Source organism: Roseateles sp., from assembly GCF_019237615.1.
Lineage (GTDB): Bacteria > Pseudomonadota > Gammaproteobacteria > Burkholderiales > Burkholderiaceae_C > Pelomonas.
On record NZ_JAFAGT010000086.1, the window covers coordinates 57,364 to 83,364 of the forward strand.

Annotated in this window: 22 protein-coding genes; 12 read left to right on the plus strand and 10 right to left on the minus strand. The window is 70.1% G+C overall.

Annotation, left to right across the window (positions count from 1 at the left end; translation table 11 throughout):
- Positions 1 to 103 precede the first annotated feature (103 nt).
- Positions 104 to 736: a DVUA0089 family protein gene (locus JOY88_RS18215; protein ID WP_293504054.1), complete on the plus strand. Its 633-nt coding sequence runs from the start codon at positions 104 to 106 to the stop codon at positions 734 to 736.
- A 108-nt stretch (positions 737 to 844) separates the two neighbouring features.
- Here JOY88_RS18215 and JOY88_RS18220 read toward each other — a convergent pair whose 3' ends face one another.
- The gene (locus JOY88_RS18220; protein ID WP_293504055.1) at positions 845 to 1,831 is read right to left on the minus strand and encodes a DUF2804 domain-containing protein; all 987 of its coding nucleotides are present in this window, start codon (positions 1,829 to 1,831) and stop codon (positions 845 to 847) included.
- Between the two features lie 91 nt (positions 1,832 to 1,922).
- Between JOY88_RS18220 and JOY88_RS18225 the strand changes: the two genes are divergently transcribed.
- The gene (locus JOY88_RS18225) at positions 1,923 to 2,798 is read left to right on the plus strand and encodes a sterol desaturase family protein (protein ID WP_293504056.1); all 876 of its coding nucleotides are present in this window, start codon (positions 1,923 to 1,925) and stop codon (positions 2,796 to 2,798) included.
- On the opposite strand, the gene JOY88_RS18230 is transcribed toward JOY88_RS18225, so the two are convergent.
- Entirely contained in the window at positions 2,789 to 4,789 is a 2,001-nt protein-coding gene (locus JOY88_RS18230; RefSeq protein ID WP_293504057.1) for a S9 family peptidase, read from the minus strand. The two genes, JOY88_RS18225 and JOY88_RS18230, sit on opposite strands and share 10 nt — an antisense overlap.
- 128 nt (positions 4,790 to 4,917) lie before the next feature.
- Between JOY88_RS18230 and nadB the strand changes: the two genes are divergently transcribed.
- Positions 4,918 to 6,543, plus strand: coding sequence for an L-aspartate oxidase (gene nadB / locus JOY88_RS18235; RefSeq protein WP_293504058.1), 1,626 nt, complete (start codon positions 4,918 to 4,920; stop codon positions 6,541 to 6,543).
- 15 nt (positions 6,544 to 6,558) lie between these two features.
- On the opposite strand, the gene JOY88_RS18240 is transcribed toward nadB, so the two are convergent.
- From JOY88_RS18240 to JOY88_RS18255, 4 genes are all read right to left on the minus strand, one after another.
- Positions 6,559 to 6,858, minus strand: a complete 300-nt coding sequence (locus JOY88_RS18240; protein ID WP_293504059.1) for a late competence development ComFB family protein — start codon at positions 6,856 to 6,858, stop codon at positions 6,559 to 6,561.
- A gap of 40 nt (positions 6,859 to 6,898) precedes the next feature.
- Positions 6,899 to 8,011 carry a quinolinate synthase NadA gene (nadA, locus tag JOY88_RS18245; RefSeq protein ID WP_293504060.1) on the minus strand — a complete coding sequence of 371 codons (1,113 nt, stop codon included), beginning with the start codon at positions 8,009 to 8,011 and terminating at the stop codon, positions 6,899 to 6,901.
- A 74-nt stretch (positions 8,012 to 8,085) separates the two neighbouring features.
- Positions 8,086 to 9,009 carry a DNAJC11 domain-containing protein gene (locus tag JOY88_RS18250; protein ID WP_293504061.1) on the minus strand — a complete coding sequence of 308 codons (924 nt, stop codon included), beginning with the start codon at positions 9,007 to 9,009 and terminating at the stop codon, positions 8,086 to 8,088.
- Between the two features lie 41 nt (positions 9,010 to 9,050).
- Positions 9,051 to 9,860 carry an AraC family transcriptional regulator gene (locus tag JOY88_RS18255; protein ID WP_293504062.1) on the minus strand — a complete coding sequence of 270 codons (810 nt, stop codon included), beginning with the start codon at positions 9,858 to 9,860 and terminating at the stop codon, positions 9,051 to 9,053.
- 70 nt (positions 9,861 to 9,930) lie between these two features.
- Between JOY88_RS18255 and JOY88_RS18260 the strand changes: the two genes are divergently transcribed.
- From JOY88_RS18260 to JOY88_RS18280, 5 genes are all read left to right on the plus strand, one after another.
- The gene (locus JOY88_RS18260; RefSeq protein WP_293504063.1) at positions 9,931 to 11,190 is read left to right on the plus strand and encodes an MFS transporter; all 1,260 of its coding nucleotides are present in this window, start codon (positions 9,931 to 9,933) and stop codon (positions 11,188 to 11,190) included.
- A 12-nt stretch (positions 11,191 to 11,202) separates the two neighbouring features.
- Positions 11,203 to 11,838: a LysE family translocator gene (locus tag JOY88_RS18265; RefSeq protein WP_293504064.1), complete on the plus strand. Its 636-nt coding sequence runs from the start codon at positions 11,203 to 11,205 to the stop codon at positions 11,836 to 11,838.
- A gap of 107 nt (positions 11,839 to 11,945) precedes the next feature.
- Positions 11,946 to 13,661 (plus strand): thiamine pyrophosphate-binding protein, encoded by a 1,716-nt coding sequence (locus tag JOY88_RS18270; protein WP_293504065.1) that lies wholly within the window; start codon positions 11,946 to 11,948, stop codon positions 13,659 to 13,661.
- Positions 13,654 to 13,878: an RNA-binding S4 domain-containing protein gene (locus JOY88_RS18275; protein ID WP_293504066.1), complete on the plus strand. Its 225-nt coding sequence runs from the start codon at positions 13,654 to 13,656 to the stop codon at positions 13,876 to 13,878. The genes JOY88_RS18270 and JOY88_RS18275 overlap by 8 nt, the downstream gene beginning before the upstream one ends.
- Positions 13,879 to 13,926: 48 nt before the next feature.
- Positions 13,927 to 15,216: a metal-dependent hydrolase family protein gene (locus tag JOY88_RS18280; protein ID WP_293504067.1), complete on the plus strand. Its 1,290-nt coding sequence runs from the start codon at positions 13,927 to 13,929 to the stop codon at positions 15,214 to 15,216.
- A gap of 36 nt (positions 15,217 to 15,252) precedes the next feature.
- Here the strand turns inward: JOY88_RS18280 and JOY88_RS18285 are convergent, their stop codons facing one another.
- Genes JOY88_RS18285 through mfd form a run of 4 tightly spaced genes read right to left on the minus strand, consistent with a single transcriptional unit; the run spans position 15,253 to position 20,130 of the window.
- A complete protein-coding gene (locus tag JOY88_RS18285) occupies positions 15,253 to 15,744 on the minus strand; it encodes a substrate-binding periplasmic protein (RefSeq protein ID WP_293504068.1) in 492 nt (163 codons plus the stop codon).
- Positions 15,690 to 15,974, minus strand: a complete 285-nt coding sequence (locus tag JOY88_RS18290; RefSeq protein ID WP_293504069.1) for a hypothetical protein — start codon at positions 15,972 to 15,974, stop codon at positions 15,690 to 15,692. The genes JOY88_RS18285 and JOY88_RS18290 overlap by 55 nt, the downstream gene beginning before the upstream one ends.
- Positions 15,971 to 16,666: a phosphoserine phosphatase SerB gene (gene serB / locus JOY88_RS18295; RefSeq protein WP_293504070.1), complete on the minus strand. Its 696-nt coding sequence runs from the start codon at positions 16,664 to 16,666 to the stop codon at positions 15,971 to 15,973. The genes JOY88_RS18290 and serB overlap by 4 nt, the downstream gene beginning before the upstream one ends.
- Complete coding sequence (gene mfd / locus JOY88_RS18300) at positions 16,663 to 20,130, minus strand: transcription-repair coupling factor (RefSeq protein ID WP_293504071.1); 3,468 nt, start codon at positions 20,128 to 20,130, stop codon at positions 16,663 to 16,665. Before mfd ends, serB begins: the two co-directional genes overlap by 4 nt.
- A 120-nt stretch (positions 20,131 to 20,250) precedes the next feature.
- Between mfd and JOY88_RS18305 the strand changes: the two genes are divergently transcribed.
- From JOY88_RS18305 to JOY88_RS18320, 4 genes are all read left to right on the plus strand, one after another.
- The gene (locus JOY88_RS18305) at positions 20,251 to 22,017 is read left to right on the plus strand and encodes a DUF885 domain-containing protein (protein WP_293504072.1); all 1,767 of its coding nucleotides are present in this window, start codon (positions 20,251 to 20,253) and stop codon (positions 22,015 to 22,017) included.
- A gap of 121 nt (positions 22,018 to 22,138) precedes the next feature.
- Positions 22,139 to 22,642, plus strand: coding sequence for a hypothetical protein (locus JOY88_RS18310; protein WP_293504073.1), 504 nt, complete (start codon positions 22,139 to 22,141; stop codon positions 22,640 to 22,642).
- A gap of 157 nt (positions 22,643 to 22,799) precedes the next feature.
- On the plus strand, positions 22,800 to 24,137 hold the full coding sequence (locus JOY88_RS18315) for an MFS transporter (protein ID WP_293504074.1): 1,338 nt from the start codon (positions 22,800 to 22,802) through the stop codon (positions 24,135 to 24,137).
- A gap of 38 nt (positions 24,138 to 24,175) precedes the next feature.
- Positions 24,176 to 25,993 carry a sensor histidine kinase gene (locus JOY88_RS18320; RefSeq protein WP_293504075.1) on the plus strand — a complete coding sequence of 606 codons (1,818 nt, stop codon included), beginning with the start codon at positions 24,176 to 24,178 and terminating at the stop codon, positions 25,991 to 25,993.
- Positions 25,994 to 26,001: the final 8 nt, after the last annotated feature.

Genomic DNA, 26,001 nt, shown 5'->3' on the forward strand with positions numbered 1-26,001 from the left:
CAATGAGATAGGCGTTGGCCCGCCTTTTGCTTCCGTGGGCCGGGCGGCCACCGGCCGCGCATTTGCAAACCTGACATGTAAGGGAGTGTTCCGTATGAAATGGATGAGTTTTGGCCTTGCCTTGGCCATTGCCGCTGGTGGCGCAAGCGCCGCGCCGGTGGACCTGACCTTTGCCGGCACCTTCGTCAAGGACAACGACGTCCTGAAGTTCAGCTTCACGATCGACAGCGACCGTTCCGTTGGCGTCGTCTCGTCCAGCTGGGTGTCCGGGGGCTTCGATCCCATCCTCACCATCTTCGATGGCGCCGGCAACAAGATCACTTCCCAGGACGATGGCGGCGAGAGCGGCACGATCAACGTCAACGGCACCAGCTATACCTACGGTGTCTGGGACAGCTTCTACAACGTCAACCTGGCTGCGGGCAGCTACTACGCCGTCATCACGCAGTACAACAACTTCGCCAATACCGACCAACTGGCCGATGGCTTCCAATGGGACGGCGTGGACAACTTCACGTTCACCCAAGGCTACGGCGGCGCGACCCAGGCCTTCTTCAACGGCGTCTGGGCGACCCCCGATCCCCGCACCGGAGCCTGGCGCTTCCACCTGCTCAACGTCGACGACGCGGTCGTGATCGACCCTAACGCGCTGCCCGAGCCCGCCTCCATGGCGTTGGCGGGTGTGGCGCTGCTTGGCCTCGCCACGGCTCGCCGCCGCACCGCGGCCCGGCGCTGATCCATCGCCTTGCCCCGCGCGTCGCGCGGGGCCTGCCGGCACGGCCGCCTCGCCTCTTCGGCAGGCGGCCGATTTTCATGGGCGCGCCGTCGGTTCCGGGCGCGTGCCTCACCACAGCGAGCGGTGGTCTTCCGTCACGCCGAGCAGATCCCTCACGCTTCGGGGCTCGGCATGCGGGCCGGCGCGCAGCGTGCCGGCGAAGCAGCCGACAGGCTGCACGTAGCGGCTGGCCGCGAAGCCGAAGTTCTTGTCGGCCGCCCGCGCGCCCTCGGGCGTGAAGACGAGATCCAGCAGGCCGTCGTCGGTGCTCACCCGCCAGGGAGCCAGCGGCCGCGCGACGTCGAACTCGAAGCGCGCGGCGCCCAGCGCGATGGGCCGGCCGTCCAGCCACAGCAGGTTTTCCTGGTGGCCGAAATAGCCCTGTTGCAGATTGAAGCCGATGTCGGGCCGGTGGGCGCTGGCCCAGCGCCAGGCCGTGTCGCGGGCGAGCAGCCCGTTGGAGGCGTCCACCGCGGCCCAGGCGCCGTCCAGTCCGAAGTGCCGGCCCCCGGCCTCGGCCCAGCCGCGCACGGGCAGGGCGGTGGTCTTCTGCGTCGCATGCGCCAGCCCGCCCGCGATGGGGCCGATGGCCAGCAGCGGTGGGGCCATGGCGGCCAGCGTCAGCTCGGCTTCCAGGTGCAGCGCCTGGGTGTCGACCCGCAGGTGCAGCTGATCGCCGGCCGCATGGCGCAGCGACAGCCGCGCGCGCGGGCCGCGGAACCAGGCATGGGCGCCGGCCAGCGGCGCGTCCGACACGCCGCCCTGCAGGCCCGGCAGGCCGTCCTGGCTCCAGTCGGCCAGCAGACTGCGCTGGCGGCGGTCGAAGAGGTAGGCAAAGGCCGAGCAGGCCCAGCCGACGTCGACGATGGCCACGCCGACGAAGAGCTCGTCGTTGCCCAGTCCGACGTAGTGCCAGCGCTTGTGGTGCAGCCGGCGCCAGAGCCAGGAGCGGCGCTCGCGCAGACCCGTCCAGTCAATGCGGGCCAGGCGGCCGACATGGCGGCCATGGGCGGGGGCGCCGTCGACGACGACGGACTCGGGGGCGGGGGTGATCACGATGGCGCGCATCATGCGGCAGCCCCGCCCGCGCCGCCGTGCGGGATCACCCCAGCGCCGCCGCAGTCTGCCGAAGCCGCATCATGCGGGTATGGACTGGCTGCTCGATCTCTACCACCGCCACGGCGACTGGCGCGACCTGACCCTGGTCATGCTGTCGCCCGTCTTCGCCGTCTTCATCGCGATGGAGGCCTGGCGCTTCCGCAGGACCGGCGTCTTCGATTTCCGCGACACCTTCGACAGCCTGAACAGCGGTGGCAGCTACCTGGTGGCCGACCTGATACTGCTCGTCGTGCTGGTGCTGCCGGCCATGGGCTGGGTCTATGACCACCGCCTCTTCACCATCGCCGTGACGCCCTGGCGCTTCCTGGGCTTGTTTCTGCTCGTCGAGTTCCTGTACTACGGTTTCCACCGCGGCAGCCATCGCATCCGCTGGTTCTGGTGCGCCCATGTCGTGCACCACGGCTCGGAGAAGATGAACTTCGGCACGGCGCTGCGGCAGAGCTGGTTCTACCCCGTCGCCGGCAACTGGCTGTTCTACCTGCCGGCCGTGTGGCTGGGCTTCGAGCCGCGTTGGGTGCTGTTCGCGCTGTCGCTCAACCTCGGCTACCAGTTCTTCGTGCACACCACCTGGGTCGACAAGCTGCCGGGCTGGTTCGAGTACGTCTTCAACACGCCTTCGCATCACCGCGTCCACCATGGCCGCAACCCGCAGTACGTCGACAAGAACTTCGGCGGCATGCTCATCGTCTTCGACCGCCTCTTCGGCAGCTTCGTGCCCGAGGAGGCGCCCGTGGACTACGGCCTGGAGCATCCCTTCCCCACGCATAACCTGTTCTGGCTGAATGCGCATGAATGGCGCGCGATGTTCCGCGACATGGCCCGGGAGACCACCTGGGGCATGCGCCTGGCCCATCTGTGGAAGCCGCCGGGATGGCGGCGCCATGGCAACGGATTTCAGGGCTGAAGGTGGCGGGCCAGGAAGGTCTCCATGCGCTCGGCGAAGTCGACGCGGTTCTTCAGCACGGCAAAGCCATGGCCTTCGCCGGGGTAGGTCACCCAGGCCGGCTCGTTGCCCGCCTCGCGCATGGCCTTGCGCAGGCGCTCGCCGTGGGCGAGCGGCACACGCACGTCGGCCTCGCCGAAGGCCAGCAGCAGCGGCGCCTTGATGGCGGCGGCCTGACGGACGGGTGAATTGGCCGCGAGCAGGGCGGCGTCCTTTTCCGAGTCGCCGATCGTCTCGGGGAGCGTGAACTGCCTTGCGGCCGAACTCGTGTCGTCGTTCACCCACCAGGAGCCGCGAACCAGCAGCTCCAGATCGGTCACGGCGAGCCAGGCCACGCCGCAGCGGTAGAGCGCGGGGTCCTTGACCAGGCCCATCAGCGTGCTGTAGCCGCCGTAACTGGCGCCGGCAATGCAGGCCTTGTCACTGGCGATGCCCTGCTGTTGCGTCCAGCGCAGTGCGTCGGCCACGTCGTCCTGCATGGCCAGGCCCCATTGCTTGAAGCCGGCCCTGAAATGCGCATGGCCATAGCCCGTGCTGCCGCGGAACTCGGGTTCGATGACGACATAGCCGCGCGAAGCCAGGAACTGGGCCATGCCATGCCAGCCCCAGACATTGCCACGCACCCAGGGGCCGCCGTGGACGAGGACCACGGCCGGCAGCGGGCCGGCAGCGGCGCCCTTCGTGATCCAGACCGGCAGATCGCGGCCATCGCGGGCCTTGATGCGTTGCAGTTCCATCTGCGCCATCTCTGCCGGCTTGACCTCGTTGCGCACGCGACCCACCGGGCGCCAGTTCGCCTCGCCGTCGGGCGGCTGGGCCTGGTAGAGCCAGAACTGGCCCGGCTCCTGGTCGCTGTAGGACCGCACCAGCGCCACCATGTCGGGCTGGGCACAACGTCTGCAGCTGATGCTGTTGATGTGCCCCGGCATGCGTTCGTCGGCCTGCGCCTGAAGCGCCCGCATGGCGGCGTTCTGCCAGACGGTGGTCTCGCCATCGGCGATGACGCGCACTCCCAGCGCGGCGCCGGCGGTGTCATTGAGCACTCGGCCATTGAAGTCGAAGCCAGGCACGGTGACCAGCGGCTTCTTTGACGGCGCACGGGCTTCGAAGTCATACAGTCCCAGCGCGAGTTCGCCGGCCGGTCCCTGGGTGCGCGTCACATAGAGCTGGCCGGCGTCGTCCACGGCGTTGATGCCGAAGGGCGCGTTCAGCAGACCGCTCTCGTACAGTGGCTGCCAGCTTTGGCTGCCCGGTTCACGCCATAGCGCGGAGCGGCGGCCCTCGTGCCGCGTCAGCGCGACGCGCAGTTCGCCGCGGCTGTCGGTGACCCATCCCACCGTGTTGGGCGGGGCGTTCACGCCCGTCGACCGAGTGCGACCGGTGCGGGTGTTCAGCCACAGCGGTGTTTCGAGGCGGTGCTCGTCGGTGCTGAACTCGACCATCAGCACCTCTTCGTTGACCTCACCCGGTTGCGGCCGCGGCACGGCCAGCAGGCGGTGGTTCCAGTCCAGCAGGCGGTCATTGCGGGTGCGGCCGTCGGTGACGAGGGGCCGCCCCATGCGCCGCACCAGCTGGCGTACCTCGCTGCCATCGGGGTTGATTGCAAACAGTCCCGGCGCGCCATTGGGGCGACCACCGCCGTCGGACAGGTCGACGACGCTGAAGACCAGGCGCTCGTCGTTGACCCAGTGGACCCGCGAGATGTCGCCGTCCTTGAACTGGGCGGTGCGAATGGGCTTGCCGCCGGGACTCAGGTCCAGCACCCCCAGGCCGATGCGGTTGCCATCGAAGGCGCTACGCACGGCGAGCTTGCGGCCCGAGGGCGACAGCACCGCCTCGACGATGGCCGGGTCCTTGAAGAAGACCTCGGCCGGCGGCGGCGCGGCGTGCGCGACGCCGGCGCTCAGCACAAGACCGGCGACGACGCCGGCACGGCGTTTCCATGCTCGCAAGATGCCTCCCTGCCTTCTCGTTCTTGACGGCCGGGCAGCATAGGGCAGGGGCCGCGTAGCCAGGCTGCATGTTTTGGCAATCCTCACGCCGCCGAGTGGGTGGTGCCCCTGCGGGACAATGCCGGACCATGACAGCTGCCCCACAAGACACCCCCGTCGTCATCATCGGCGCCGGCCTGGCCGGCCTCACCGTGGCCCTGCACCTGGCGGACAGCGTGCCCGTCGTCATCCTCGCCAAGCGTGAGCTGACCGAGGCCGCCACGGCCTGGGCCCAGGGCGGCATCGTTGGCGTGCTGGGCAGCGACGACAGCATAGAAAGCCATGTGCGCGACACCCAGGACGCCGGCGCTGGCCTGGTCGACGAGGCCGCGGCCCGATTCATCGCCGAGCGCAGCGCCGCCGCGGTGGGCTGGCTGGTCGAGCAGGGCGTGCCCTTCACGCCCGACGACAGCGGCCCCATGGGGCTGCACCTGACGCGCGAGGGTGGCCATGCGGTGCGCCGCATCGCCCATGCGGCCGACGCGACCGGCAAGGCCATCCACGACCAGCTGCTGGCCGTGGCCCGCAGGCATCCCAACATCACGTTGCGCGAGCGCTGGATGGCGCTGGACCTGATCACGTCGCGCCATGTGCAGCGCGAGGATGTCGACAAGGGCGTGCCGCGCGTCTACGGCGTCTATGCGCTGGACATCGACGCCCAGCGCGTCGAGACGCTGGCGGCGCGCGCCGTCGTGCTGGCCACCGGCGGCGCCGGCAAGGTCTACCGCTACACGACCAACCCCGACACCTCCACCGGTGATGGCATCGCGATGGCCTGGCGGGCCGGCTGCCGGGTCGCGAACATGGAGTTCATCCAGTTCCACCCGACCTGCCTCTACGTGCCCAATGCGCACCCGCAGGACCGCGGCTTCCTCATCACCGAGGCGCTGCGCGGGGAAGGCGGCCACCTGAAGCTGCCGGACGGCACCCGCTTCATGGCCGCCCACGACGAGCGCATGGAGCTGGCGCCGCGGGACATCGTCGCCCGTGCCATCGACTTCGAGATGAAGAAGCACGGCCTGGACCATGTGTGGCTTGACGCCACCCACCTGGGCGAGGCCTTCCTCATCGAGCATTTCCCGACCATCCACGCCCGCTGTCTCAAGCTGGGCATCGACATCGCGAGGCAGCCCATCCCCGTCGTGCCGGCCGTGCACTTCACCTGCGGCGGCGCGGTGACCGACCTGGCCGGACGCTGCGACCTGCCGGGCCTGTACGCGGTCGGCGAGACCGGCTACACCGGCCTGCACGGCGCCAACCGCCTGGCCAGCAACTCGCTGCTGGAATGCGTGGTGCTGGGCCAGACCTGCGCGGCCGACATATTGGGCCAGGCCTCCCAGGCGCCGGCGCCGTTGCCGGCCTGGGACGAGAGCCAGGTCGAGAACGCCGACGAGCAGGTCGTCATCGCCCACAACTGGGACGAGCTGCGCCTGCTGATGTGGAACTACGTCGGCATCGTGCGCACCACCAAGCGCCTGGAGCGGGCGCTGCACCGCATCGCGCTGCTGCGCAGCGAGATCGACGACTACTACGCCAACTTCCGCGTCTCGCGCGACCTGCTGGAACTGCGCAATCTGGTGGAGTGCGCCGAGCTCATCGTGCGTTCGGCGCTGATGCGGCATGAGAGCCGCGGCCTGCACTACAGCCGCGACTACCCGCAAACGCTGCCGGTGAGCTTCCCGACGGTGCTGATCAGCGAGCGGCGGCGGCGCTGAGGCGCGTGCCGCCCGTCAGGCGGCGTCCGTGCGCACCCGCAGCGCCGTGCGCGCCTGCACGAAGTTGAACGCATAGCTGACCGCCTCGGCAATGGCGCGGTCGATCTCCACGCGCTCGTGCTGGGTCAGGTAGAAGCTGAAGTCCACCTCGTGGCGGATGTAGCGCGGCGGCAGGCGGTTCAGCGCCACGCAGCAGACGTCGCACAGCAGGTCGTTGCTGGCCGCGATCTCGGGGAAGTCCTTGGACGCGTCCAGCACGGCCGTGAAGACCTCGCGCTCGTGGTGGTTGTAGAGGGAGCTGAAGTCGGCATTCATGGCGGGGCCTTCCTGACGGGATGCCGGATTTATAGCTGCATCAGGCGGCCCCGATGCCGGGAACCAGCCCCGCGGCGGGCCCGGTTGCGGGCTTCTTTCTCGCGGCGACGAAATCCAGCATGCGCGTGATGCAGCCCTGGGCCTTCACACGGATGGCTTCGTCGACATGGATCTCCGGCTGGCCGCCCTGCAGGCAGTCGACGAGGTTGGCCAGGCCGTTCATCGCCATCCAGGGGCAGTGCGCGCAGCTCTTGCATGTCGCGCTGTTGCCCGCCGTAGGTGCCTCGATGAGCGTCTTGCCCGGCGCCAGCTGGCGCATGCGGTGCAGGATGCCGTTGTCGGTGGCGACGATGTACGCGGGCGCCGTACCCTCGACGACGGCCTTGATCAGCGCCGAGGTCGAACCGACGACGTCGGCCTGCTCGACGACGCTCTTGGGCGACTCCGGGTGCACCAGCACCAGCGCGCCGGGGTGCTGCTCGCGCAGCAGCTCCAGTTCCAGCCCCTTGAACTCGTCGTGCACGATGCAGGCGCCGTTCCACATCAGCATGTCGGCGCCGGTCTGCTCCTGGATGTAGCGGCCCAGGTGGCGGTCGGGCGCCCACAGGATCTTCTGGCCCCTGGCATGCAGGTCGGCGACGATCTCCAGCGCGCAGGAGCTGGTCACCATCCAGTCAGCGCGTGCCTTCACGGCGGCACTGGTGTTGGCGTAGACGACGACCTGGCGGTCCGGGTGGGCGTCGCAGAAGGCTGCGAAGTCGTCGGCCGGGCAGCCCAGGTCCAGCGAGCAGGTGGCGTCCAGGTCGGGCATCAGCACGCGCTTCTCGGGGCTGAGGATCTTGGCCGTCTCGCCCATGAAGCGCACGCCTGCGACGACCAGCGTCTGCGCGGCATGGTCGCGCCCGAAGCGGGCCATCTCCAGCGAGTCGGACACGATGCCGCCGGTCGCGAGGGCTAGGTCTTGCAGCGCGCCGTCCACGTAGTAGTGGGCCACCAGCACGGCGTTGTGCTGGCGCAGCAGCGCGGCGGCGCGCTCCGCCAGCGCGTGGCGCTCGGGCGGCGTCAGCGGCGCGGGGAGCTTGGCCCAGGCATGGGCGGTGGAGCAGGCGCCGGCGGCGTCCTGCTTGGTGTAGTCGAAAAGGGTCTGGGACATCGTGGCTTGGGGCCGAGGGCAATGAAACGGCCGCCCTGGTTGACGCAAGTGTCGCGCAGCGGCGTCGACCGTGCTCAGGGCAGGCGTATGCGGCGCTGCTCGTTCGCCCGCACCGTGTTGGGCGGCTCGCCGTTGAAGCGGTAGGTCACGCTCAGCGTCTTGGTCCGGCCCGGCGCGGGGTCGATGCCGAACAGCTCGTTGCGTACCTCCACATCCAGGCGGTCGCCGCGCACCATCGCGCGCACGGCCGCCGTCACGTCGGCCCAGCGACCATCGACGCCGTAGCTGGCGCTGTCGATGACGAGGCGGCTGGGCGCGGGCCGCATGGGACCCCAGTCGCCCCGGCTCCAGCCGTTGAACTGCGCACCGTCCACCCAGGCGTACTCGGGGTAGTCGAAGCGGCGCTCCTGGCCGCGGCGGTCGCGCGCCAGGATGCGCAGAGTCTTGGTGCGGCCGGGGTCGGGATCCACGCCGAAGAGGTCGTTGGTCAACCGCAGGCGCAGGTCGCCCCGCGCCAGCTCGCGCAGCCGTGCGGTCACATCGACTTCGCGGCGCGCAGTGCCGTAGGTTGCGCCGAGGATGGTGTACTCGCCATCGTCACGGCGCTCGGCGCCGCGCCAGCCGCGGGCATCACGGTCGCCCCAGCGGCCGCCGGCCCAGCCCATGAACTGCGCGCCGTCTATCCAGTCGCGCTCGCGGAACTCGAAGATGCGCTCCTGGCCCTGGCGGTCGCGAGCGAAGATGCGCAGCGTCTTGGTGCGGCCGGGGTCGGGGTCGACGCCGAACAATTCGTTGCTCAGCCGCATGCGGCGGTCCTGGCGCGCCAGTTCGCGCAGCCGCTCGGTCACGTCGACGTTGCGCTGCTCGGTGCCGTATCGCGCGGACAGGATCACGAAGTCGCCTTCGTCCTCGGCGCGGGCGGGCAAGCCCAGGGCCAGCAGGGCGGCGGCCGCGCCCAGGGTCCAGTGGCGCCGTCTGATGATGTGCATCTCGCTCATGGGTGCATGCTAGGGCATGACCGGCGCGTCCGATGCGATGCTCAGGCCCTCTCGAAGAAGCGGCTGGGCGGCATGCCGACCGTGCGCGTGACCATGGCCGTGAAGGCGCTGGCGCTGGAGTAGCCCAGCTCGGCCGCGATATGGCTCATCGGCCGGCCGCGCGCGGCCAGCGTCAGCGCGTGGGCCAGCAGCAGCTGCGAACGCCATTGCGCGAAGCTGGTGCCCAGCTGCTCGCGGAACAGCCGGCTCAGCGTGCGCGGGCTGGCACCGGCCTCGGCCGCCCAGTCCTCCAGGCCGGCATGGCGGCCCGGCTCGCGCAGCATGGCCTCGCAGAGCTTGCGCAGGCGCGCGTCCTGCGGCAGCGCGACGCCCAGCGCCATGGGCCGGGCGCGCCGCAGTTCCATGAGGACGAGTTCCTCGATGCCACGGCGGCGCTCGGCATCCTCGCGGCTCTCCGGCGGCGCCGGGTCGGGGATGACCGGCAGGGCCAGCACCAGCTCGCGCAGCAGCGGCGACACCTCCAGTACACGGCCCACCTGCCAGGCCGGCCCCGCCAGCAGCTCGGGCCCGAGATAGAGGGTGCGCAGGTCGCATTGCTCGATAGCCGTCACCGCATGGACGATGTCGGGCGGAATCCAGACCGCCCGCGCCGGCGGCACGATGTAGGTCGACGCCTCGGTGCTCACCCGCACCGCACCCGTCATCGAGAAGACGAGCTGGGCCCAGTCGTGGCGGTGGGGCTGGATGTCGGCCAGGTGCTCCAGCACCCGCGACTTGGCGCGCAGCGGGCGCTCTGGCGTGGGCGCAAAACGCTCGGGCGCGAAGGCAGGGAAGCTGCGGCGGCCAGTCATGGCGGGAATTCGATAGAACTTGACGAACCATCGTAACTGCGCCGGCCCGCATCTCACCAGAATGGGGTGAATGAATACTGCACTTGCCTCCGCCCTCGACGCCGGCCACCAGCGCCGGCGCGACATCACGACGATCTCGACCATAGGCGTCGCCCACGGCACTTCGCATTTCTTCCACATGCTGTTGCCGCCGCTGTTCCCGGCCTTCATCCAGGCCTTCGGCCTGAGCTATTCGGAGCTGGGCCTGCTGGTGACGACCTTCTTCGTCATCTCGGGGGCGGGCCAGGCGCTGTCGGGCTTCATCGTCGACCGCGTCGGCGCGCGGCCGGTGCTGTTCGCGGCGATGGCAAGCTTCTTTCTCGCCTCGGTGGCCGCCGGCCTGGCCCAGGGCTTTGGCGGGCTGATGCTGGCCGCCGCGCTGGCGGGCCTCGGCAACGCGCCCTTCCACCCGGCGGACTTCACCATCCTGAACAAACGCGTCTCCCCGCCCCGCCTGGGGCATGCCTTCTCGGTACACGGCATCAGCGGCAACCTGGGCTGGGCGTTCGCGCCGGTGTTCTCTATCGGCATTGCCGAGGCCACGGGTAACTGGCGGTTCGCCTACGCCGGCACCGCGCTGGTGGCGCTGGCGGTCATGGGCCTGCTGTTCTGGCAGCGCTCGGCGATCGACGACCGCCAGGGCTCCTGGGGCCATGCCAAGCCGGCGGCCGGCGCCGCCGCCGAGCACCCGATGGCCTTCCTGAGGCTGCCGTCGGTGTGGCTGTGCTTCTCGTTCTTCTTCTGGAGCACGGCGGCGCTGTCGGCCATCCAGAGCTTTGCCAGCCCGGCGCTGCAGAAGGCCTACGGCCTGCCCGCGACGCTGACGGCCTATGTCGTCACTGGCTACATGCTGGCGGGCGCCGCGGGCATGATCTGCGGCGGCTTCCTCGTCGCCCGCACCGAGAAGCTGGAGCGCACCATCGCCATCGCCATGGCCTTCGCCGCTGCGCTGCTGCTGCTGACGGCCAGCGGCCTGCTGCCGGGCATCGCTGCAGCGGGCGTCGCGGCGCTGGCGGGCTTCGGCACCGGCGTGGCCGGGCCGTCGCGCGACATGCTCATCAAGCGAGCCTCGCCCCCGGGCGCGACGGGCCGGGTCTACGGCACCGTGTACTCGGGCCTGGATGTGGGCTTCGCCGTGGCGGCGCCGGTGTTCGGCGCGCTGATGGACCATGGCGTCACGCTGGGCATCTTCGGCGGCGCGGCGCTGGCGCTCATGCTGGGCATCGCGTCGGCCGGCCTGGTGGGCCTGGGCATGGCCCGGCGGCGCCCCCTCGTGCCCGCGGCCACCTGATCCACGGCTCCCATGCCGACGCTACCCAGCCTGCTCGTGTTTGCGGCCGCGGCCCTGTTGATGGCCGTCACGCCGGGGCCGAACATGATCTACCTGATCTCGCGCTCTATCTGCCAGGGGCGCATGGCCGGCGTGATGTCCTGGTTCGGTGTCGTGCTGGGTTTCGCGGTGCACATGGTCTGCGCGGCCGTCGGCGTGACGGCGCTCTTCCTCGCAGTGCCGCTGGGCTACGAACTGCTGAAGTTCGCGGGCGCCTTCTACCTGCTGTGGATGGCCTGGCAGGCGGTGCGCCCCGGCGCGCGTTCGCCCTTCGAGGCGCGCGCCCTGCCGGCGGAGCCGCCGCGCAAGCTGTTCACCATGGGCCTGCTGACCAGCATACTCAACCCGAAGGTGGCCATCTTCTATCTTTCGGTGCTGCCGCAGTTCGTCTCGCCCGAGGCCGGGTCGGTGCTGGTGCAGAGCCTCGTGCTCGGCACCACCCAGGTCTGCATAGGTTCCGCTGTCAATCTTCTGGTGGCCTTGTCTGCGGCGCGGGTCGCGGTCTGGTTCTCGCGCAACCGCCTCTGGCTCGGCGTGCAGCGCCATGTGATGGGCCTGGTGCTGGGTGCGCTGGCCGTCAAGCTGCTGGGCCAGCAACGCGTGGCTTGACGGGTGCCGGCGCAGCGCCTGGGAGCCACAACTTTTCTCATGGGCGCAGCGTCGAATGGCATCGGCAGCGCCGCGAGGCCGCCCGCGCTGCCGGCTAAAGTCCCTGCATGAGCAGACAACCTGAAGCCGCCCGCCTCGCCGGCCACGCACTCGTCGAGGCGCTGATCGCGCAAGGCGTGGAGACCGCCTTCGGCGTGCCCGGCGAGAGCTACCTCGCCGTGCTGGACGGCTTTCACGAGCATGCGGACCGCATCCGCTTCGTCGCCTGCCGCCAGGAAGGCGGCGCGGCATTCATGGCCGAGGCGCAGGGCAAGCTGACGGGCCGGCCGGGCATCTGCTTCGTGACCCGCGGTCCCGGCGCCACAAACGCCAGCATCGGCCTGCACACGGCCTTCCAGGACTCGACGCCGATGATCCTCTTCATCGGCCAGGTCGCCAGCGACCAGCGCGACCGCGAGGCCTTCCAGGAGGTGGACTACCGCCAGATGTTCGGCCCCGGCACGCTGGGCATGGCCAAGTGGGTGGGCGAGGTGCACGACGCCGAGCGCCTGCCCGAGTATGTGGCACGTGCCTTCCACACAGCCATGCAGGGCCGGCCCGGCCCGGTCGTGCTGGTGCTGCCGGAGGACATGCTGACCCGGCCCATCACGGCGCCCGTGCTGCCGCCCGTGCGCCATGCCGAGGCGGCACCGACGCCGGCCGCACTGGCCGAACTGCGCGAGCGGCTCGCCGCGGCGCAGCGGCCCTTCGTCATCGCCGGCGGTGGCGGCTGGACGCCGGAATCCACGGCCGCGCTGCAGGCCTTCGCCGAGGCCTGGCATCTGCCGGTGGGCTGCGCCTTCCGCTTCCAGGACCTGTTCGACAACCGTCACCCGCTCTATGCCGGCGACGTCGGCATCGGCATCAATCCCAGGCTGGCCGCACGCGTGAAGGAGGCTGACCTCATCGTCGCCATCGGCCCGCGCCTGGGCGAGATGACGACCGGCGGCTATACGCTGCTGCAGGCGCCGCGCCCCGCGCAGCAACTCGTCCACATCCATGCCGGCGCGGAGGAACTGGGTCGCGTCTACACGGCGGAACTGCTCATCAACGCCAGCATGGGGGCGGCCGCGCCCGCGCTGGCCACGCTCGCACCGCCGGCCGACGTTGCCTGGCGTGCCTGGACCGACGCCGCCCATGCCGACTACGAGGCCAACCTCCAGCCCACGCCGGTCAGCCCGCTGGACATGGCCGAGGTCATCCGCCTCATCGATGCCAGGCTGCCCGCGGGCACCATCTTCACCAATGGCGCCGGCAACTACAGCGGCTGGCTGCACCGTTTCCACCGCTACACGGCATTGCACCGCGAAGGCCGCAGCCAGCTGGCGCCGACCTCGGGCGCGATGGGCTATGGCGTGCCGGCCGCCGTCGCCGCAGCGCTGCTGCAGGACGAGCGCTGGGTCGTCAACATCGCCGGTGACGGCGACTTCCTGATGACGGGCCAGGAGCTGGCCACCGCCACCGGCTATGGCGCCAGGAAGCTGCTGGTCGTCGTCGTCGACAACGGCACCTACGGCACCATCCGCATGCACCAGGAGCGCGAGTACCCGGGCCGCGTGTCGGGCAGCGACCTGTTCAACCCCGATTTCGCCAGGCTCGCCGAGGCTTTCGGCTTCGCGGCCTTCAAGGCCGAGAGCACGGCGCAGGTAGGCCCGGCGCTGGATGCCGCCATCGCGGCGGGCCGGCCGGCGCTACTCCACCTGCGGCTGTCGTCGGACGTGTCGACCTCGCGCACGACGCTGACGGCCATCCGCGAGGCAGCCAGAAAGGCCCGCCATGCTTGAGCTGGTGCTGCGCGGCGAATACATCGAGCTCGACAAGCTGCTCAAGGCCATGGGCCTGGTGGAGAGCGGAGGGCGGGCGCGCGCGCTGATCGTGGCGGGCGAGGTGAGGGTGGACGGCCAGGTGGAGTTGCGCAAGACCGCCAAGATCCGCGCCGGCCAGACGGTGACGTTCGGGGCGGATTCGGTCAGGGTCATCCTGGGGCCAGGCGGCGGCTGAGCGGGACGACACTGGCGGGCGGCCCTACTGCCGCTCACCTGGACCGCCATGCGCCGCCTTGCTCTTGCCCTGCTGTTCGCCGCCTGCCATGCCGTCGCCGCCCCCGGCGAGACGCTGATCCACGCCGGCCGCCTCATCGACACCGAGGCCGGCCGGGTGCTGGAGCGCCAATCCATCATCGTCTTCGGCGACAAGATCAGCGCGGTGAGGCCCGGTTACGTCGAGCCCGCCGGCTACGACCGGCTCATCGACCTGACGGACCGCACGGTCATGCCCGGCCTCATCGACATGCACGTGCATGTCAGCGGCGAAAGCAGTCCCGGCGCCTATGCCGAGCGCTTCTTCCGCAACCCGGCCGACGCGGCCCTGCACTCGACGGTCTACCTGCGCCGCATCCTGGACGCCGGCTTCACGACCGTGCGCGACCTCGGCGCATCCGACGGCCTGGCCATCAGCCTGCGCGACGCGACGGCCAAGGGCTGGATCACCGGCCCGCGCATCTTCGCGGCCGGCAAGGCCATAGGCACGACCGGCGGCCATGCCGATCCCACCAACGGCCTGAACCACCAGCTGCGCGGTGACCCGGGCCCGCTCGAGGGCGTCATCAACGGACCCGACGAGGCCCGCAAGGCCGTGCGCCAGCGCTACAAGGAGGGCGCCGACCTCATCAAGCTGACCGGCACCGGCGGCGTGCTGAGCCTGGCCACCAACGGCGTCAATCCGCAGTTCACCGACGCCGAGCTGCAGGCCGTCGTCGAGACGGCCAGGGACTATGGCTTCGCCGTCGCGGTTCATGCCCATGGCAAGGAGGGCATGCTGCGCGCCATCCGAGCCGGCGTTGACAGCATCGAGCATGGCTCCTACCTCGACGACGAGGTCGTCGCGGCGATGAGGCAGCATGGCACCTGGCTGGTGCCGACGCTGTCGGCCGGCCGCTTCGCCAGCGAGAAGGCGCAGCAGCCGGGCTACTTCCCCGAGGTCGTGCGGCTCAAGGCCGTCAGCGTCGGCGTCCTCGTGCAGCAGGCGCTGGCGCGCGCCTGGAAGGGCGGCGTGAAGATCGCGTTCGGTACGGACTCGGGCGTGGGTCCGCATGGCGCGAATGCCAAGGAGTTCGGCTACCTCGTCGAGGCCGGCATGCCGGCCATGGCGGCCATCCAGAGCGCGACCATCCAGGCGGCGAAGCTGCTGCGCCAGGACGCCCGGCTCGGCGCCATCACGCCCGGCCGTTGGGCCGACATCGTGGCAGTCAAGGGTGACCCGCTGGCCGACATCCGGCTGATGGAAAAGGTCGATTTCGTCATGCAGGCCGGGCGCGTCGTTCCCGCGGCCGGCCGCTGACGGCGCCGCGCCCCGCCCGCCGCGACGGCGCGATGCTCAGCGGTAGCGCGCGAGGATGCGCTCGACGCTGCCGTCGCGCACCATGTCCTTGATGGCCTGGTCCAGCCGCTCCAGCGGCAGCGCATGCGCCAGCGTGAACGCGCAATGCGTGCGGTAGCGGATGGTGTGCAGCGCGGCCTTCAGGCCGTCTTTGGGGTGCAGCTTGTTGTGGTACTCCAGCGTGATGAGCTCGGTCAGCGCGTAGTCCGTGCGGTGGGCCGCCAGCTTGCGCAGGTTGATCAGCATGCTGGGCGCGTCGTCGCGCAGGAACTGCGGCCCCAGCTCACGCTCGAACTGCGTGTAGCGGTAGGCGTACACGGTGCCGAGCGGGCGGCCGGCCAGGTCCCGCAGGTCGTTCACCGGCGGCGCCTTCGGATGGGCCGCCACGACGCCGGCATGCTCCAGCACCGGCGGGCTCCAGTGGAAGTCGCCGTCTATCCAGTCCCGCGCGACGTAGCAGACGCCGTCGGCCCCGCCGGCCGCCAGCACCTGCGCGACGCGGCGCGGCGCGGCGGCACGGGCAGGTACTCGACCGCGCGGCCCAGGCGCGCCGCCAGGTTGTCGCTGATGTCCTTGACGATGCCCGTCGTCAGGCGGCCCTGTTCGAAGCCGCCGAAGGGCATCGCATGGTTGAGCGGCGCGATGAGGCGCAGCGGCGGCTCTGCGGCGTGCGCCTGCCAGGGCAGGGCGCAGGCCAGCAGCAGCGCCGCGGGCCTCATGGCCTGACGACCTCCAGCAAGCGGTCCAGCCCGCCGTCGTTGATCGCCACCATGGCCTGCTCGCGCACCCGGGGCTTGGCGTGGTAGGCCACCGACAGGCCCGCCGCGCCCATCATCGGCAGGTCGTTGGCACCGTCGCCGACCGCCATCGCCTGCTGCGGCGAGCAGCCGATGCGGGCGCAGCAGTCCAGCAGCATCAGCCGCTTCTGCTCGCCGTCGCAGATGTCGCCCCAGTCCTGCATGACGACACGACCGGTGAGGGCGCCGTCCGCGATCTCCAGCTCGTTGCTGCGCACGAAGTCCATGCCCAGCTCGGCCGCGACGAAGCGCGTGAAGAAGGTGAAGCCGCCGGAGACCAGCACCAGCTTGAGTCCGGCCGCCTTCAGCGCCATACACAGCTCGCGCGCGCCGGGGTTGAAGGTCAGCCGCTCGGCCAGCACGCGGTCCAGCACGCTGGCCGGCACGCCGGCCAGGAGGGCCAGGCGGCGGCGCAGGCTGTCCTTGAAGTCGGTGATCTCGCCGCGCATCGCGGCCTCGGTGATGGCGGCCACCTCGGCACCCTTGCCGGCCAGCGCGGCGATCTCGTCGATGCACTCGATGCCGATGAGCGTCGAATCCATGTCGAAGGCCGCGAGCTTGAAGTCGGCGAGGCGCAGCGAGGGGAGATTGCCTTGGAGGGTCAGCGAGGTCATGAGTGGATTTTCGGTTGTCCGAGCAGGCGCAGCACTTCGCGCACCGCCTGGGCCCGGTCCTGAGGGCTGCTGAGGGCCTTTTCGATGCGCAGCTTCTCGTTGCCGACGAGCTTGATGTTGCGATTCTTCTGCATCAGCTCGATGACGCGCAGCGGATCGATGGGTGGGTTGGGGCGGAAATTGACGTTGATGATGCTGGGCGCCGCGTCGACCTTGATGACGCCATACGGCTTGGCCAGCACTCGCAGGCGGTGCAGATCGAAGAGGTTCTGGCCCTGGTTGGGCAGCTTGCCGAAGCGGTCGGTGATCTCCTCCAGCATCGCGTCGATCTGCTCGGGCTTCTCGGCCGTGGCCAGGCGCTTGTAGAGCGACAGCCGCACCTGCACGTCGCCGCAGTAGGCGTCGGGCAGCAGCGCGGGGGCGTGCAGGTTGATCTCGGTGTTGGTGGAGAACGCGCCGGTGGGCGACAGCAGGTCGGGCTCGCGGCCGCTCTTCAGCGCGCGCACGGCTTCGTTGAGCATGTCGTTGTAGAGCTGGAAGCCGATCTCCATCATGTTGCCGCTCTGGTTGTCGCCCAGTACCTCGCCGGCGCCGCGTATCTCCAGGTCGTGCATCGCCAGGTAGAAGCCCGAGCCCAGTTCCTCCATCGCCTGGATGGCGTCCAGCCGCTGCGTGGCCTGCTTGGTGAGGCCCTGGATGTCCGGCACCATCAGGTAGGCATAGGCCTGGTGGTGGCTGCGGCCCACGCGGCCGCGCAGCTGGTGCAGCTGGGCCAGGCCGAACTTGTCGGCGCGGCTGATGACGATGGTGTTGGCGCTGGGCACGTCGATGCCGGTCTCGATGATGGTGGAGCACAGCAGCAGGTTGTGCTTGCCGGCCACGAACTCGCGCATGACGCGCTCCAGCTCGCGCTCTGGCATCTGGCCGTGCGCGACGACGATGCGCGCCTCGGGCAGCAGCTCCTCCAGCTTCTGGCGCCGGTTCTCAATGGTCTCGACCTCGTTGTGCAGGAAGTAGACCTGGCCGCCACGCTTGAGTTCGCGCAGCACGGCCTCGCGGATGGTGCCGCTGCTCTCGGCGCGGACGAAGGTCTTGATGGCCAGGCGCCGCTGCGGCGCGGTGGCGATGACCGACAGGTCGCGCAGGCCCTCCAGCGCCATGCCCAGCGTGCGCGGGATGGGCGTGGCCGTCAGCGTCAGCACGTCGACCTCGGCGCGCATGGCCTTCATGGCCTCCTTGTGGCGCACGCCGAAGCGGTGTTCCTCGTCGATGACCAGGAGGCCCAGACGGTTGAACTTCACTTCGGCCGACAGCAGCTTGTGCGTGCCGACGACGATGTCGATGCTGCCGTCGGCGATGCCCTCCATCGCCGCCTTGATCTCCTTGGCGGAGCGGAAGCGGCTCATCTCCGCCACCTTGACCGGCCAGGCGCCGAAGCGGTCGGCGATGTTCTGGTAGTGCTGCTCGGCCAGCAGCGTGGTGGGCGCGAGTATGGCGACCTGCTTGCCGCCCATCACCGCGACGAAGGCCGCGCGCAGCGCCACCTCGGTCTTGCCGAAGCCCACGTCGCCGCAGACGAGGCGGTCCATGGGCTTGGGGCTGATCATGTCCTGGATGACCGCATGGATGGCGGCGCGCTGGTCGGGCGTTTCCTCGAAGCCGAACGACGCGGCAAAGGCCTCGTAGTCGTGGCCGGAGTAGCGGAAGGCATGGCCTTCGCGGGCGGCGCGGCGGGCGTAGAGGTTGAGCAGCTCGGCGGCCGTGTCGCGCACCTGCTCGGCGGCCTTGCGCTTGGCCTTTTCCCATTGGCCCGAGCCCAGCTTGTGCAGCGGCGCCTCCTCGGGCGACACGCCGGTGTAGCGGCCGATCAGGTGCAACTGCGCGACGGGCACGTACAGCGTCGCCTTGTCGGCGTACTCCAGGTGCAGGAACTCGCTCTTCTGGCCGTCGCCGAGGTCGATGTTGACCAGGCCCTGGTAGCGCCCGATGCCATGGTTGATGTGAACGACCGGGTCGCCCACCTTCAGCTCGGACAGGTCCTTGATCAGCGCATTGACGTCGCTGACCTGCTCCTGCTTGCGACGGCGCCTCGTCGTCGGCGTCGTCGCGAACAACTCGGTCTCGGTGATGAGCTGCAGCGGCTGCGCCGGGTCCATCCAGAAGAAGCCCGCGGCCAGCGGCGCGGCCGTGATGGCGTACTTCTCGTCGCCGGCCCAGAACTCGGCCAGGCTGGCGACCGAGGGCGGGTCGATCTTGTGGTCGCGCAGCTGCTCCAGCAGGCTCTCGCGCCGGCCTTCGCTCTCGGCCAGCAGCAGCACCCGGTGCGGCGTGTTCTTCAGGTGGGCCTCCAGCCGGGCCAGCGGCTCCTGCACGCCGCGCTCCACGCTGACGTCGGGCAGCGGCCGGGCGAAGTCCACCGGTTCCGCACCGCGGACCGACAGCACGGCGTGCGGCTTGGTCAGGCCGAAGAAGTCCTCGGCCGTCAGGAAGATCTCCTGCGGTGGCAGCAGCGGCCGCTCGGGGTCGTGCTGCAGGAAGCGGTGGCGCTCCCTGGTGTCGGTCCAGAAGCGCTGGATGGCCTCGTCCACCTCGCCGTGCAGCGCCAGGCCGACCTCGGCGCCGAGGTAGTCGAACACCGATGCCGTCTGCTCGAAGAAGATGGGCAGGTAGTACTCGATGCCGCCCGACGCGATGCCCTCGCCGATGTCGCGGTACAGGCGCGACTTGCTCGGGTCGCCGTCCATCTTCTCGCGCCAGCGGTTGCGGAAGGCCTTGCGCGCCGCCTCGTCCATCGGGAACTCGCGGCCCGGCAGCAGGCGCACCTCGGGCACGGGATAGAGGCTGCGCTGGCTGTCGGGGTCGAAGGTGCGGATGGAGTCCACCTCGTCGCCGAACAGGTCCACGCGGTAGGGCACGGCCGAGCCCATCGGGAAGAGGTCGATGAGGCCGCCGCGCACCGCGTACTCGCCGGGCTGCACCACCTGGCTCACATTCGTGTAGCCGGCCAGCGTCAGCTGCGCGCGCAGCGAGGCCTCGTCCAGCCGCTGCTTCTGCTTGAAGTTGAACGTCGTCGCGGCCAGGAAGCTGGGCGGCGCCAGCCGCGCCAGCGCCGTCGACGCCGGCATCAGCACGACGTCGATGCTCTTGGTCTTGCGGCTCTGCAGCAGTTCCCACAGCGTGGCCAGCCGCTCGGAGATCAGGTCCTGGTGCGGGCTGAAGCTGTCGTAGGGCAGGGTCTCCCAGTCGGGAAACACGGCCACCTTCAGCTCGGGCGCGAAGAACTTCAGCTCGTCCTCCAGCCGCTGCGTGTCGCCCGGCTCGGCCGTGAAGATGGCGGCGAGCCGGCCGGCGTCGCGCTGCTGCTGCACGAAGCGGGCGAGCAGCAGCGCGTCGGCCGAGCCGAGGGGGCGGGGATGGGTGAACTTCTTGCCCGGCTGGATGACCGGCAGCGAGGGGAGCGTCATGCGGACCTACAAATGACAACAGCCCCGGAAGGGGGCTCCCCGGAATTCTATGGAAGCCATGTCCTTTGGCTGTTCGTCAGGGTCATGGCTAGCATGCGCCACTTCCCAACTGGAGACCTCATGCGCCGTCGCCTTGCCCTGAGCCTGCTTGTCGCGAGCCTGCCCGCCTGGGCCGCCCCCACCGAGAGCGAACGCTTCCATCAGTGGCTGGACGCCCAGTGGGAACTGACGCTGCAGCGCCAGCCGGTGCTGGCCACGTCGCTGGGCGACCCGCGCTACAACGACCGCCTCGTCGACACGACGACGGCCGCCTACCGCGCCCAGGCCAGGCGCGAACTGCAGCAGACGCTGCAGGGCCTGTCCGCCTTCAGCAAGGACAGGCTTGCGCCCAAGGACCGCGTTTCCTACAGCATGCTCAAGCTGGACCTTGAGCAGAACCTGGCGGCCGAGCGCTTCCCGGACTGGATGCAGCCCATCAGCCAGATCGGCGGCATGCCCAGCTTCCTGGCGCAGATGGGCACCGGGCAGTCCATCCAGCCCTTCAAGACGACCAAGGACTATGACGACTGGCTCAAGCGCCTGGCGCTGGCCGTGCCGATGTTCGACGGCGACATTGCCAACATGCGCCAGGGCCTGAAGGCCGGCGTGACCCAGCCCAGGGCCGTCATGGAGAAGGTGCTGCCGCAGCTGCAGGCGCTGGCCGTCAGCGAGCCCGAGAAGAGCCTGTTCTGGGGCCCGATCAAGAGCTTCCCCGAGGCCGTGCCGGCCGCGGACCGCGAGCGCATCACGGCCGCCATGCGCAAGCTGCTGGCGGACCGGGTCTTGCCCGCCTATGCCCGACTGCTGGCCTTTGTGCGCGACGAGTACACGCCCAAGGCGCGCACGAGCACGGCCTGGTCGGCCCTGCCGGACGGCAAGGACTGGTACGCGCAGCGCGTGCGGCAGTCGACCACGCTGGCGCTGACGCCCGACGAGATCCACGAGATCGGCCTGAAGGAGGTCGCCCGCATCCTCGGCGAGATGGAGGGCGTGAGAAGGCAGGTGGGCTTCCCCGGCGACCTGAAGGCCTTCTTCAAGCACCTGCAGGACGACCCCAAGTTCTACTTCACCAAGCCCGAGGACCTGCTGGCCGGCTACCGCGACCTGCAGAAGAGGATCAACGGCCTGACGCCCAAGCTCTTCGACATCGCGCCCAAGGCCGACTACGAGGTTCGCGAGGTGGAGGCCTTCCGCGCCGAGAGCGCGGCGGGGGCCTCCTATCAGAGCCCGTCCAGCGATGGCGCCCGCCCGGGCGTTTTCTACGTCAACACCTTCAACCTGAAGGCCCAGCCCGTCTTCGGCATGGAGACGCTGTCGCTGCACGAGGCCTCGCCGGGCCACCATTTCCAGATCTCCATTGCCCAGGAGGACAAGGCCCTGCCCAAGTTCCGCCGCTACGGCAGCCACTACACGGCCTATGTGGAGGGCTGGGCGCTGTACGCCGAGAGCCTGGGCAAGGAGCTGGGCCTGTTCACGGACCCCTACCAGTGGTACGGCCGCCTGTCGGACGAGCAGCTGCGCGCGATGCGCCTGGTCGTGGATACCGGCCTGCACGCCAAGGGCTGGACGCGCGAGCGCGCCATCCAGTACATGCTGGACAACTCCTCCATGGCCGAGAGCGACGTCGTTTCCGAGGTCGAGCGCTACATCGTCTGGCCCGGCCAGGCGCTGGGCTACAAGATCGGCCAGCTGGAGATCACCCAGCTGCGCGCCGAGGCGGAGAAGGCGCTGGGCGCGAAGTTCGACGTCAAGGGCTTTCACCGCGTCGTGCTGACGGCCGGCCAGGTGCCCTTGCCGGTGCTGCGCGAGCTGGTGCAGGACTGGGTGGCCCAGCGCAAGGCCGGCTGAGGCGGCCATCGGCGGGGCTTGCAGCCTGTCCCCGCCGCGCTGCAGCCCGTCGCGCCCGCCTGGCGGGCGGGCGCGACGCTGCGTAACGTCATCTCCCGACGCCAACGCCCAGGAGATCGTCATGACCAAGCGCCACAGCCTCGCCGCACTGGCCCTCGTGCTGGCCGCATCCGCCAGCTTCGCCGGCGACAAGGACTTCAGCATGGGCATTGAGGGCCACGGCCGCACCGAGGCCGCCGACGTGGGCCTGCCGGTCTATGCCGGCGCCGTGCCGTTCCGGGAAGGCGACGACGACAAGTCTGCCGTCACGCTGGGCGCCTGGGCCGGCAGGTTCGGGTTGAAGGTGCAGGCGCTGAAGTTCCGCACCGTCGCGTCGCCCGAGCGCGTGGCCAGCTTTTACGCCAAGGCCCTGGGCCGCTATGGCGACGTGCTGGACTGCCGAGACCCGGCCGCCCGTGTGAAGCCGCCCAAGGACTCCGACAAGCTCAGCTGCGACGGCCGCGAACCCAGGGCCGGCGACTACGAGTACCGCGTCGGCACGGCCAGGAGCTTCCGCGTCGTCAGCGTGAAGCGCGATGGCGACGGCGCGCGCTTCGACCTGGCGCAGGTGGACCTGCGCTTCTGAGTGGCGATATTCCGCCACAGACGGCGACTGGTCGCGCAAATGCGGCGAAAATCCGCCGATTCCGCGCCCAAATATGCCCGCGCCACCCTGGGGCGGCGGTGCGCACGAACTTGGCACGCAAGCTGCTCATCCTGGTGCACATCACCCAGGAGACAGCATGTCCGCGATCCATCCCGGCAGCGCCGCACGCCCCGCGTCGGCGCCCGACCCCATCGAATTCAAGCGCGTCAAGGCCATCTTCATCGGCTCCATCGGCAACCTCGTCGAGTGGTACGACTTCTACTGCTACGCGGCCTTCTCGCTCTACTTCGCGTCGTCCTTCTTCCCGTCCAGCGACCCGGTGGCGCAGTCGCTGTCCACCGCGGGCATCTTCGCGCTGGGCTTCTTCATCCGCCCCATAGGCGGCCTGCTGTTCGGCTACATCGGCGACCGCCATGGCCGGCGTCTGGCGCTGATGACCTCCGTCACGCTGATGTGCGGCGGTTCGCTTCTGATCGCCTGCTCGCCCACCTATGCCGCCGTGGGCGCATGGGCGCCGGCCATCCTGCTGACCGCCCGCCTGCTGCAAGGCCTGAGCCTGGGTGGCGAGTACGGGTCGAGTGCGACCTACCTGTCCGAGATGGCCACGTCCAAGCACCGCGGTTTCTACTCCAGCTTCCAGTACGTGACGCTGATCGGCGGCCAGCTGACGGCGCTGGTCGTGCTGCTGGTGCTGCAGAACTTCGTGCTCGACGCCGCCCAGCTCAAGGCCTGGGGCTGGCGCATCCCCTTCTTCATCGGCGCGCTGCTGGCCGTCGTGGCGCTGATCATGCGTTCCGACCTGCCCGAGACCAAGGCCTTCGAGGCTCATCGCAGCAAGCATGGCAAGGACCGCATGGGCGGCTTCAAGCTGCTGCTGCAGCACCCGCGTGAATGCCTCATCGTCATCGGCCTGACCATGGGCGGCACGCTGGCCTTCTACGTCTACACGACCTACATGCAGAAGTTCCTGAAGCTGTCGGTGGGCCTCACGGACGCGCAGACGACGGCCGTGTCCGCCGGCACGCTGGTGTTCGCCGCGCTGCTGCAGCCCCTGTACGGTGCGCTGTCGGACCGCATCGGCCGCAAGCCGCTGCTGCTGGGCTTCGCCGTCCTGGGGACGCTGTTCACCGTGCCGCTGCTGACCGCCATCCAACATGCGCAAGGCCCCTGGCAGGCTTTCGGCCTGATCGCCTGCGCCTGGCTCATCGTCAGCGGCTACACGTCCATCAACGCGGTCGTGAAGGCCGAGCTGTTCCCGGCCTCCATCCGCGCCACCGGCGTGGGCGTGCCGTACGCGATCGCCGTGTCGGTGTTCGGCGGCACGGCCGAGTACATCGCGCTGTGGTTCAAGCAGCAGGGCATGGAAAGCGGCTTCTATTGGTACGCTACCGCGGTGATCGCCTGCTCGCTGCTCGTCTATCTGTTGATGCGAGACACCCGCCGGCATTCGAGGATTGATGCCGAAGCTGCCTGACACCCAACCCCCGGCCCAGCGGGTACGCTGGTCCGCTGATGCGTGAAGCGTTCAAACGCCCCCGCTGGCAACGCAGCCTCGCGTTGCTGGCGCTGGTGCTGCTGGGCGGCGCGGCGGTGGCCTATGCGGCCTGGCGCCTGTCGCTGGACCTGGCCCTGGCGCAGACCCGCGACGACGCCCAGCGCCATCTGCGCTTCGTTGCCCATGAGCTGACCGGCGCGCTGGACAAGTACGAGGCCTTGCCGCAGGTGCTGGCCCGCCATCCGGCGTTGGCCGGACTGCTGGCCGAGCCGGCCTCGAAGGCGCGGGTGGCCGACGTCAATGCGCTGCTCGAGGGCGTGGCCCGTGACGCCGCCGCCGCGGCCATCTTCCTCATCGACGCCAGGGGCCAGACGCTGGCCTCCAGCAACTGGCGCGACGCCCAGACCTTCGTCGGCCAGAACTACGCCTACCGGCCCTATTTCCGTGGCGCCATGGCCAGCGGCGGCGGCCATTTCTACGCGCGCGGCTCCACCACCGGCACGCCGGGCTACTTCATCGCCCACCGCCTGGCCGGGCCGGTGCCAGGCGTCGTGGTGCTGAAGGTGTCGCTGGAAGAGATGGAGGCCAACTGGGCGCGCAGCCCCGGCGAGCTGATGCTGGCCGATGCGCGCGGCGTCGTCTTCCTGGCCAGCCGGCCGGAGTGGAAATACCGCACGCTGCAGTCTCTGTCCGCAGCCGCGCGCGCCGAGCTGCACGATACGCAGCAGTATGGCGACCTGCCGCTGCCGCCCCTGGCACGCGAGCCCGTCCAGGCGCTGACGGGGCAGCGCGTCGAGCGCATCACCACCGCGTCCGCGAAGCCGCGCGTGCTCGTCGCCGAGCAGCCGGTGGAGGGGCGCGGCTGGACGCTGCTGTCCTTCACCGAGATCCGCGGCGCCGAGCAGATCGCCGCCGGCCGCGCCTGGGCCGCCGCGCTGGGCTGGGTGTCGCTGCTGCTGCTGCTGGCCTATCTGCAGCTGCGCCGCCGCCGCGCCCGGGAGCGCCTGGCGGCCCAGGGCGAGCTGCGCGCCGCCTACGACAGCCTGGAGGCGCGTATCGCCGAGCGCACGCAGGAGCTGCAGGCGCGCGTGGACGAGCTGCACCGCACCGAGAAGGCCCTGCGCGCGACGCAGGACGAGCTGGTGCAGGCCGGCAAGCTGGCCGTTCTGGGGCAGATGGCCGCCAGCATCACGCACGAGATCAACCAGCCGCTGGCGGCGCTGCGGGCGCTGAACGACAACGCCCGCGTCTTCCTCGAGCGCGGCATGCAGGCCGATGCGGAGGGCAACCTGGAGGCCATCGCGCAGCTGACCCAGCGCATCGCCGCCATCGTGGCCCAGCTGAAGGGCTTTGCGCGCCGCGACGAGCTGCGCGTGCAGCCCGTGCAGGTGGCCGCGGCCTTCCAGGCGGCGCTGGCCCTGGTCGGCGCCGAGGCGCGCCGCCGGCACGTCAGGCTGGACTGCCCGCCGGTGCCCGACGCGCTGGCCGTGCTGGGTCAGCAGGTGCGCATAGAGCAGGTGCTGGTCAACCTGCTGCGCAACGGCATAGACGCCAGCGCGGAGCAGGGCGGCGGCGTGGTCACGCTGCGGGCCGAGGTGGAGGCCGGCCAGGCGCTGCTGCGCGTTACCGACGACGGCCCCGGCCTCGGCGACGCGGTGCTGGCCCGCCTGTTCGAGCCCTTCTTCACCACCAAGCGGCGCGGCGAGGGCCTGGGCCTGGGGCTGTCCATCTCGGCGTCCATCGCCAACGCGCTGGGCGGCTCGCTGCAGGGGCTGAACCGACCCGAGGCGGAAGGAGGCGGTGCCCAGTTCACGCTTCGCCTGCCCCTCGCCTGAGAATCCCG

Excerpts from the sequence above, each read along its gene's own strand:
- JOY88_RS18250 (WP_293504061.1), bottom strand. The coding sequence starts at position 9,009 with ATGAGCGAGATGCACATCATCAGACGGCGCCACTGGACCCTGGGCGCG.
- serB (WP_293504070.1), bottom strand. The coding sequence starts at position 16,666 with ATGACCTCGCTGACCCTCCAAGGCAATCTCCCCTCGCTGCGCCTCGCC.
- JOY88_RS18240 (WP_293504059.1), bottom strand. The coding sequence starts at position 6,858 with ATGAATGCCGACTTCAGCTCCCTCTACAACCACCACGAGCGCGAGGTC.
- JOY88_RS18290 (WP_293504069.1), bottom strand. The coding sequence starts at position 15,974 with ATGAGGCCCGCGGCGCTGCTGCTGGCCTGCGCCCTGCCCTGGCAGGCG.
- JOY88_RS18225 (WP_293504056.1), top strand. The coding sequence starts at position 1,923 with ATGGACTGGCTGCTCGATCTCTACCACCGCCACGGCGACTGGCGCGAC.
- JOY88_RS18215 (WP_293504054.1), top strand. The coding sequence starts at position 104 with ATGAGTTTTGGCCTTGCCTTGGCCATTGCCGCTGGTGGCGCAAGCGCC.
- nadA (WP_293504060.1), bottom strand. The coding sequence starts at position 8,011 with ATGTCCCAGACCCTTTTCGACTACACCAAGCAGGACGCCGCCGGCGCC.
- JOY88_RS18270 (WP_293504065.1), top strand. The coding sequence starts at position 11,946 with ATGAGCAGACAACCTGAAGCCGCCCGCCTCGCCGGCCACGCACTCGTC.
- JOY88_RS18275 (WP_293504066.1), top strand. The coding sequence starts at position 13,654 with ATGCTTGAGCTGGTGCTGCGCGGCGAATACATCGAGCTCGACAAGCTG.
- JOY88_RS18260 (WP_293504063.1), top strand. The coding sequence starts at position 9,931 with ATGAATACTGCACTTGCCTCCGCCCTCGACGCCGGCCACCAGCGCCGG.
- JOY88_RS18310 (WP_293504073.1), top strand. The coding sequence starts at position 22,139 with ATGACCAAGCGCCACAGCCTCGCCGCACTGGCCCTCGTGCTGGCCGCA.
- JOY88_RS18315 (WP_293504074.1), top strand. The coding sequence starts at position 22,800 with ATGTCCGCGATCCATCCCGGCAGCGCCGCACGCCCCGCGTCGGCGCCC.
- JOY88_RS18320 (WP_293504075.1), top strand. The coding sequence starts at position 24,176 with ATGCGTGAAGCGTTCAAACGCCCCCGCTGGCAACGCAGCCTCGCGTTG.
- nadB (WP_293504058.1), top strand. The coding sequence starts at position 4,918 with ATGACAGCTGCCCCACAAGACACCCCCGTCGTCATCATCGGCGCCGGC.
- mfd (WP_293504071.1), bottom strand. The coding sequence starts at position 20,130 with ATGACGCTCCCCTCGCTGCCGGTCATCCAGCCGGGCAAGAAGTTCACC.
- JOY88_RS18265 (WP_293504064.1), top strand. The coding sequence starts at position 11,203 with ATGCCGACGCTACCCAGCCTGCTCGTGTTTGCGGCCGCGGCCCTGTTG.
- JOY88_RS18255 (WP_293504062.1), bottom strand. The coding sequence starts at position 9,860 with ATGACTGGCCGCCGCAGCTTCCCTGCCTTCGCGCCCGAGCGTTTTGCG.
- JOY88_RS18280 (WP_293504067.1), top strand. The coding sequence starts at position 13,927 with ATGCGCCGCCTTGCTCTTGCCCTGCTGTTCGCCGCCTGCCATGCCGTC.
- JOY88_RS18305 (WP_293504072.1), top strand. The coding sequence starts at position 20,251 with ATGCGCCGTCGCCTTGCCCTGAGCCTGCTTGTCGCGAGCCTGCCCGCC.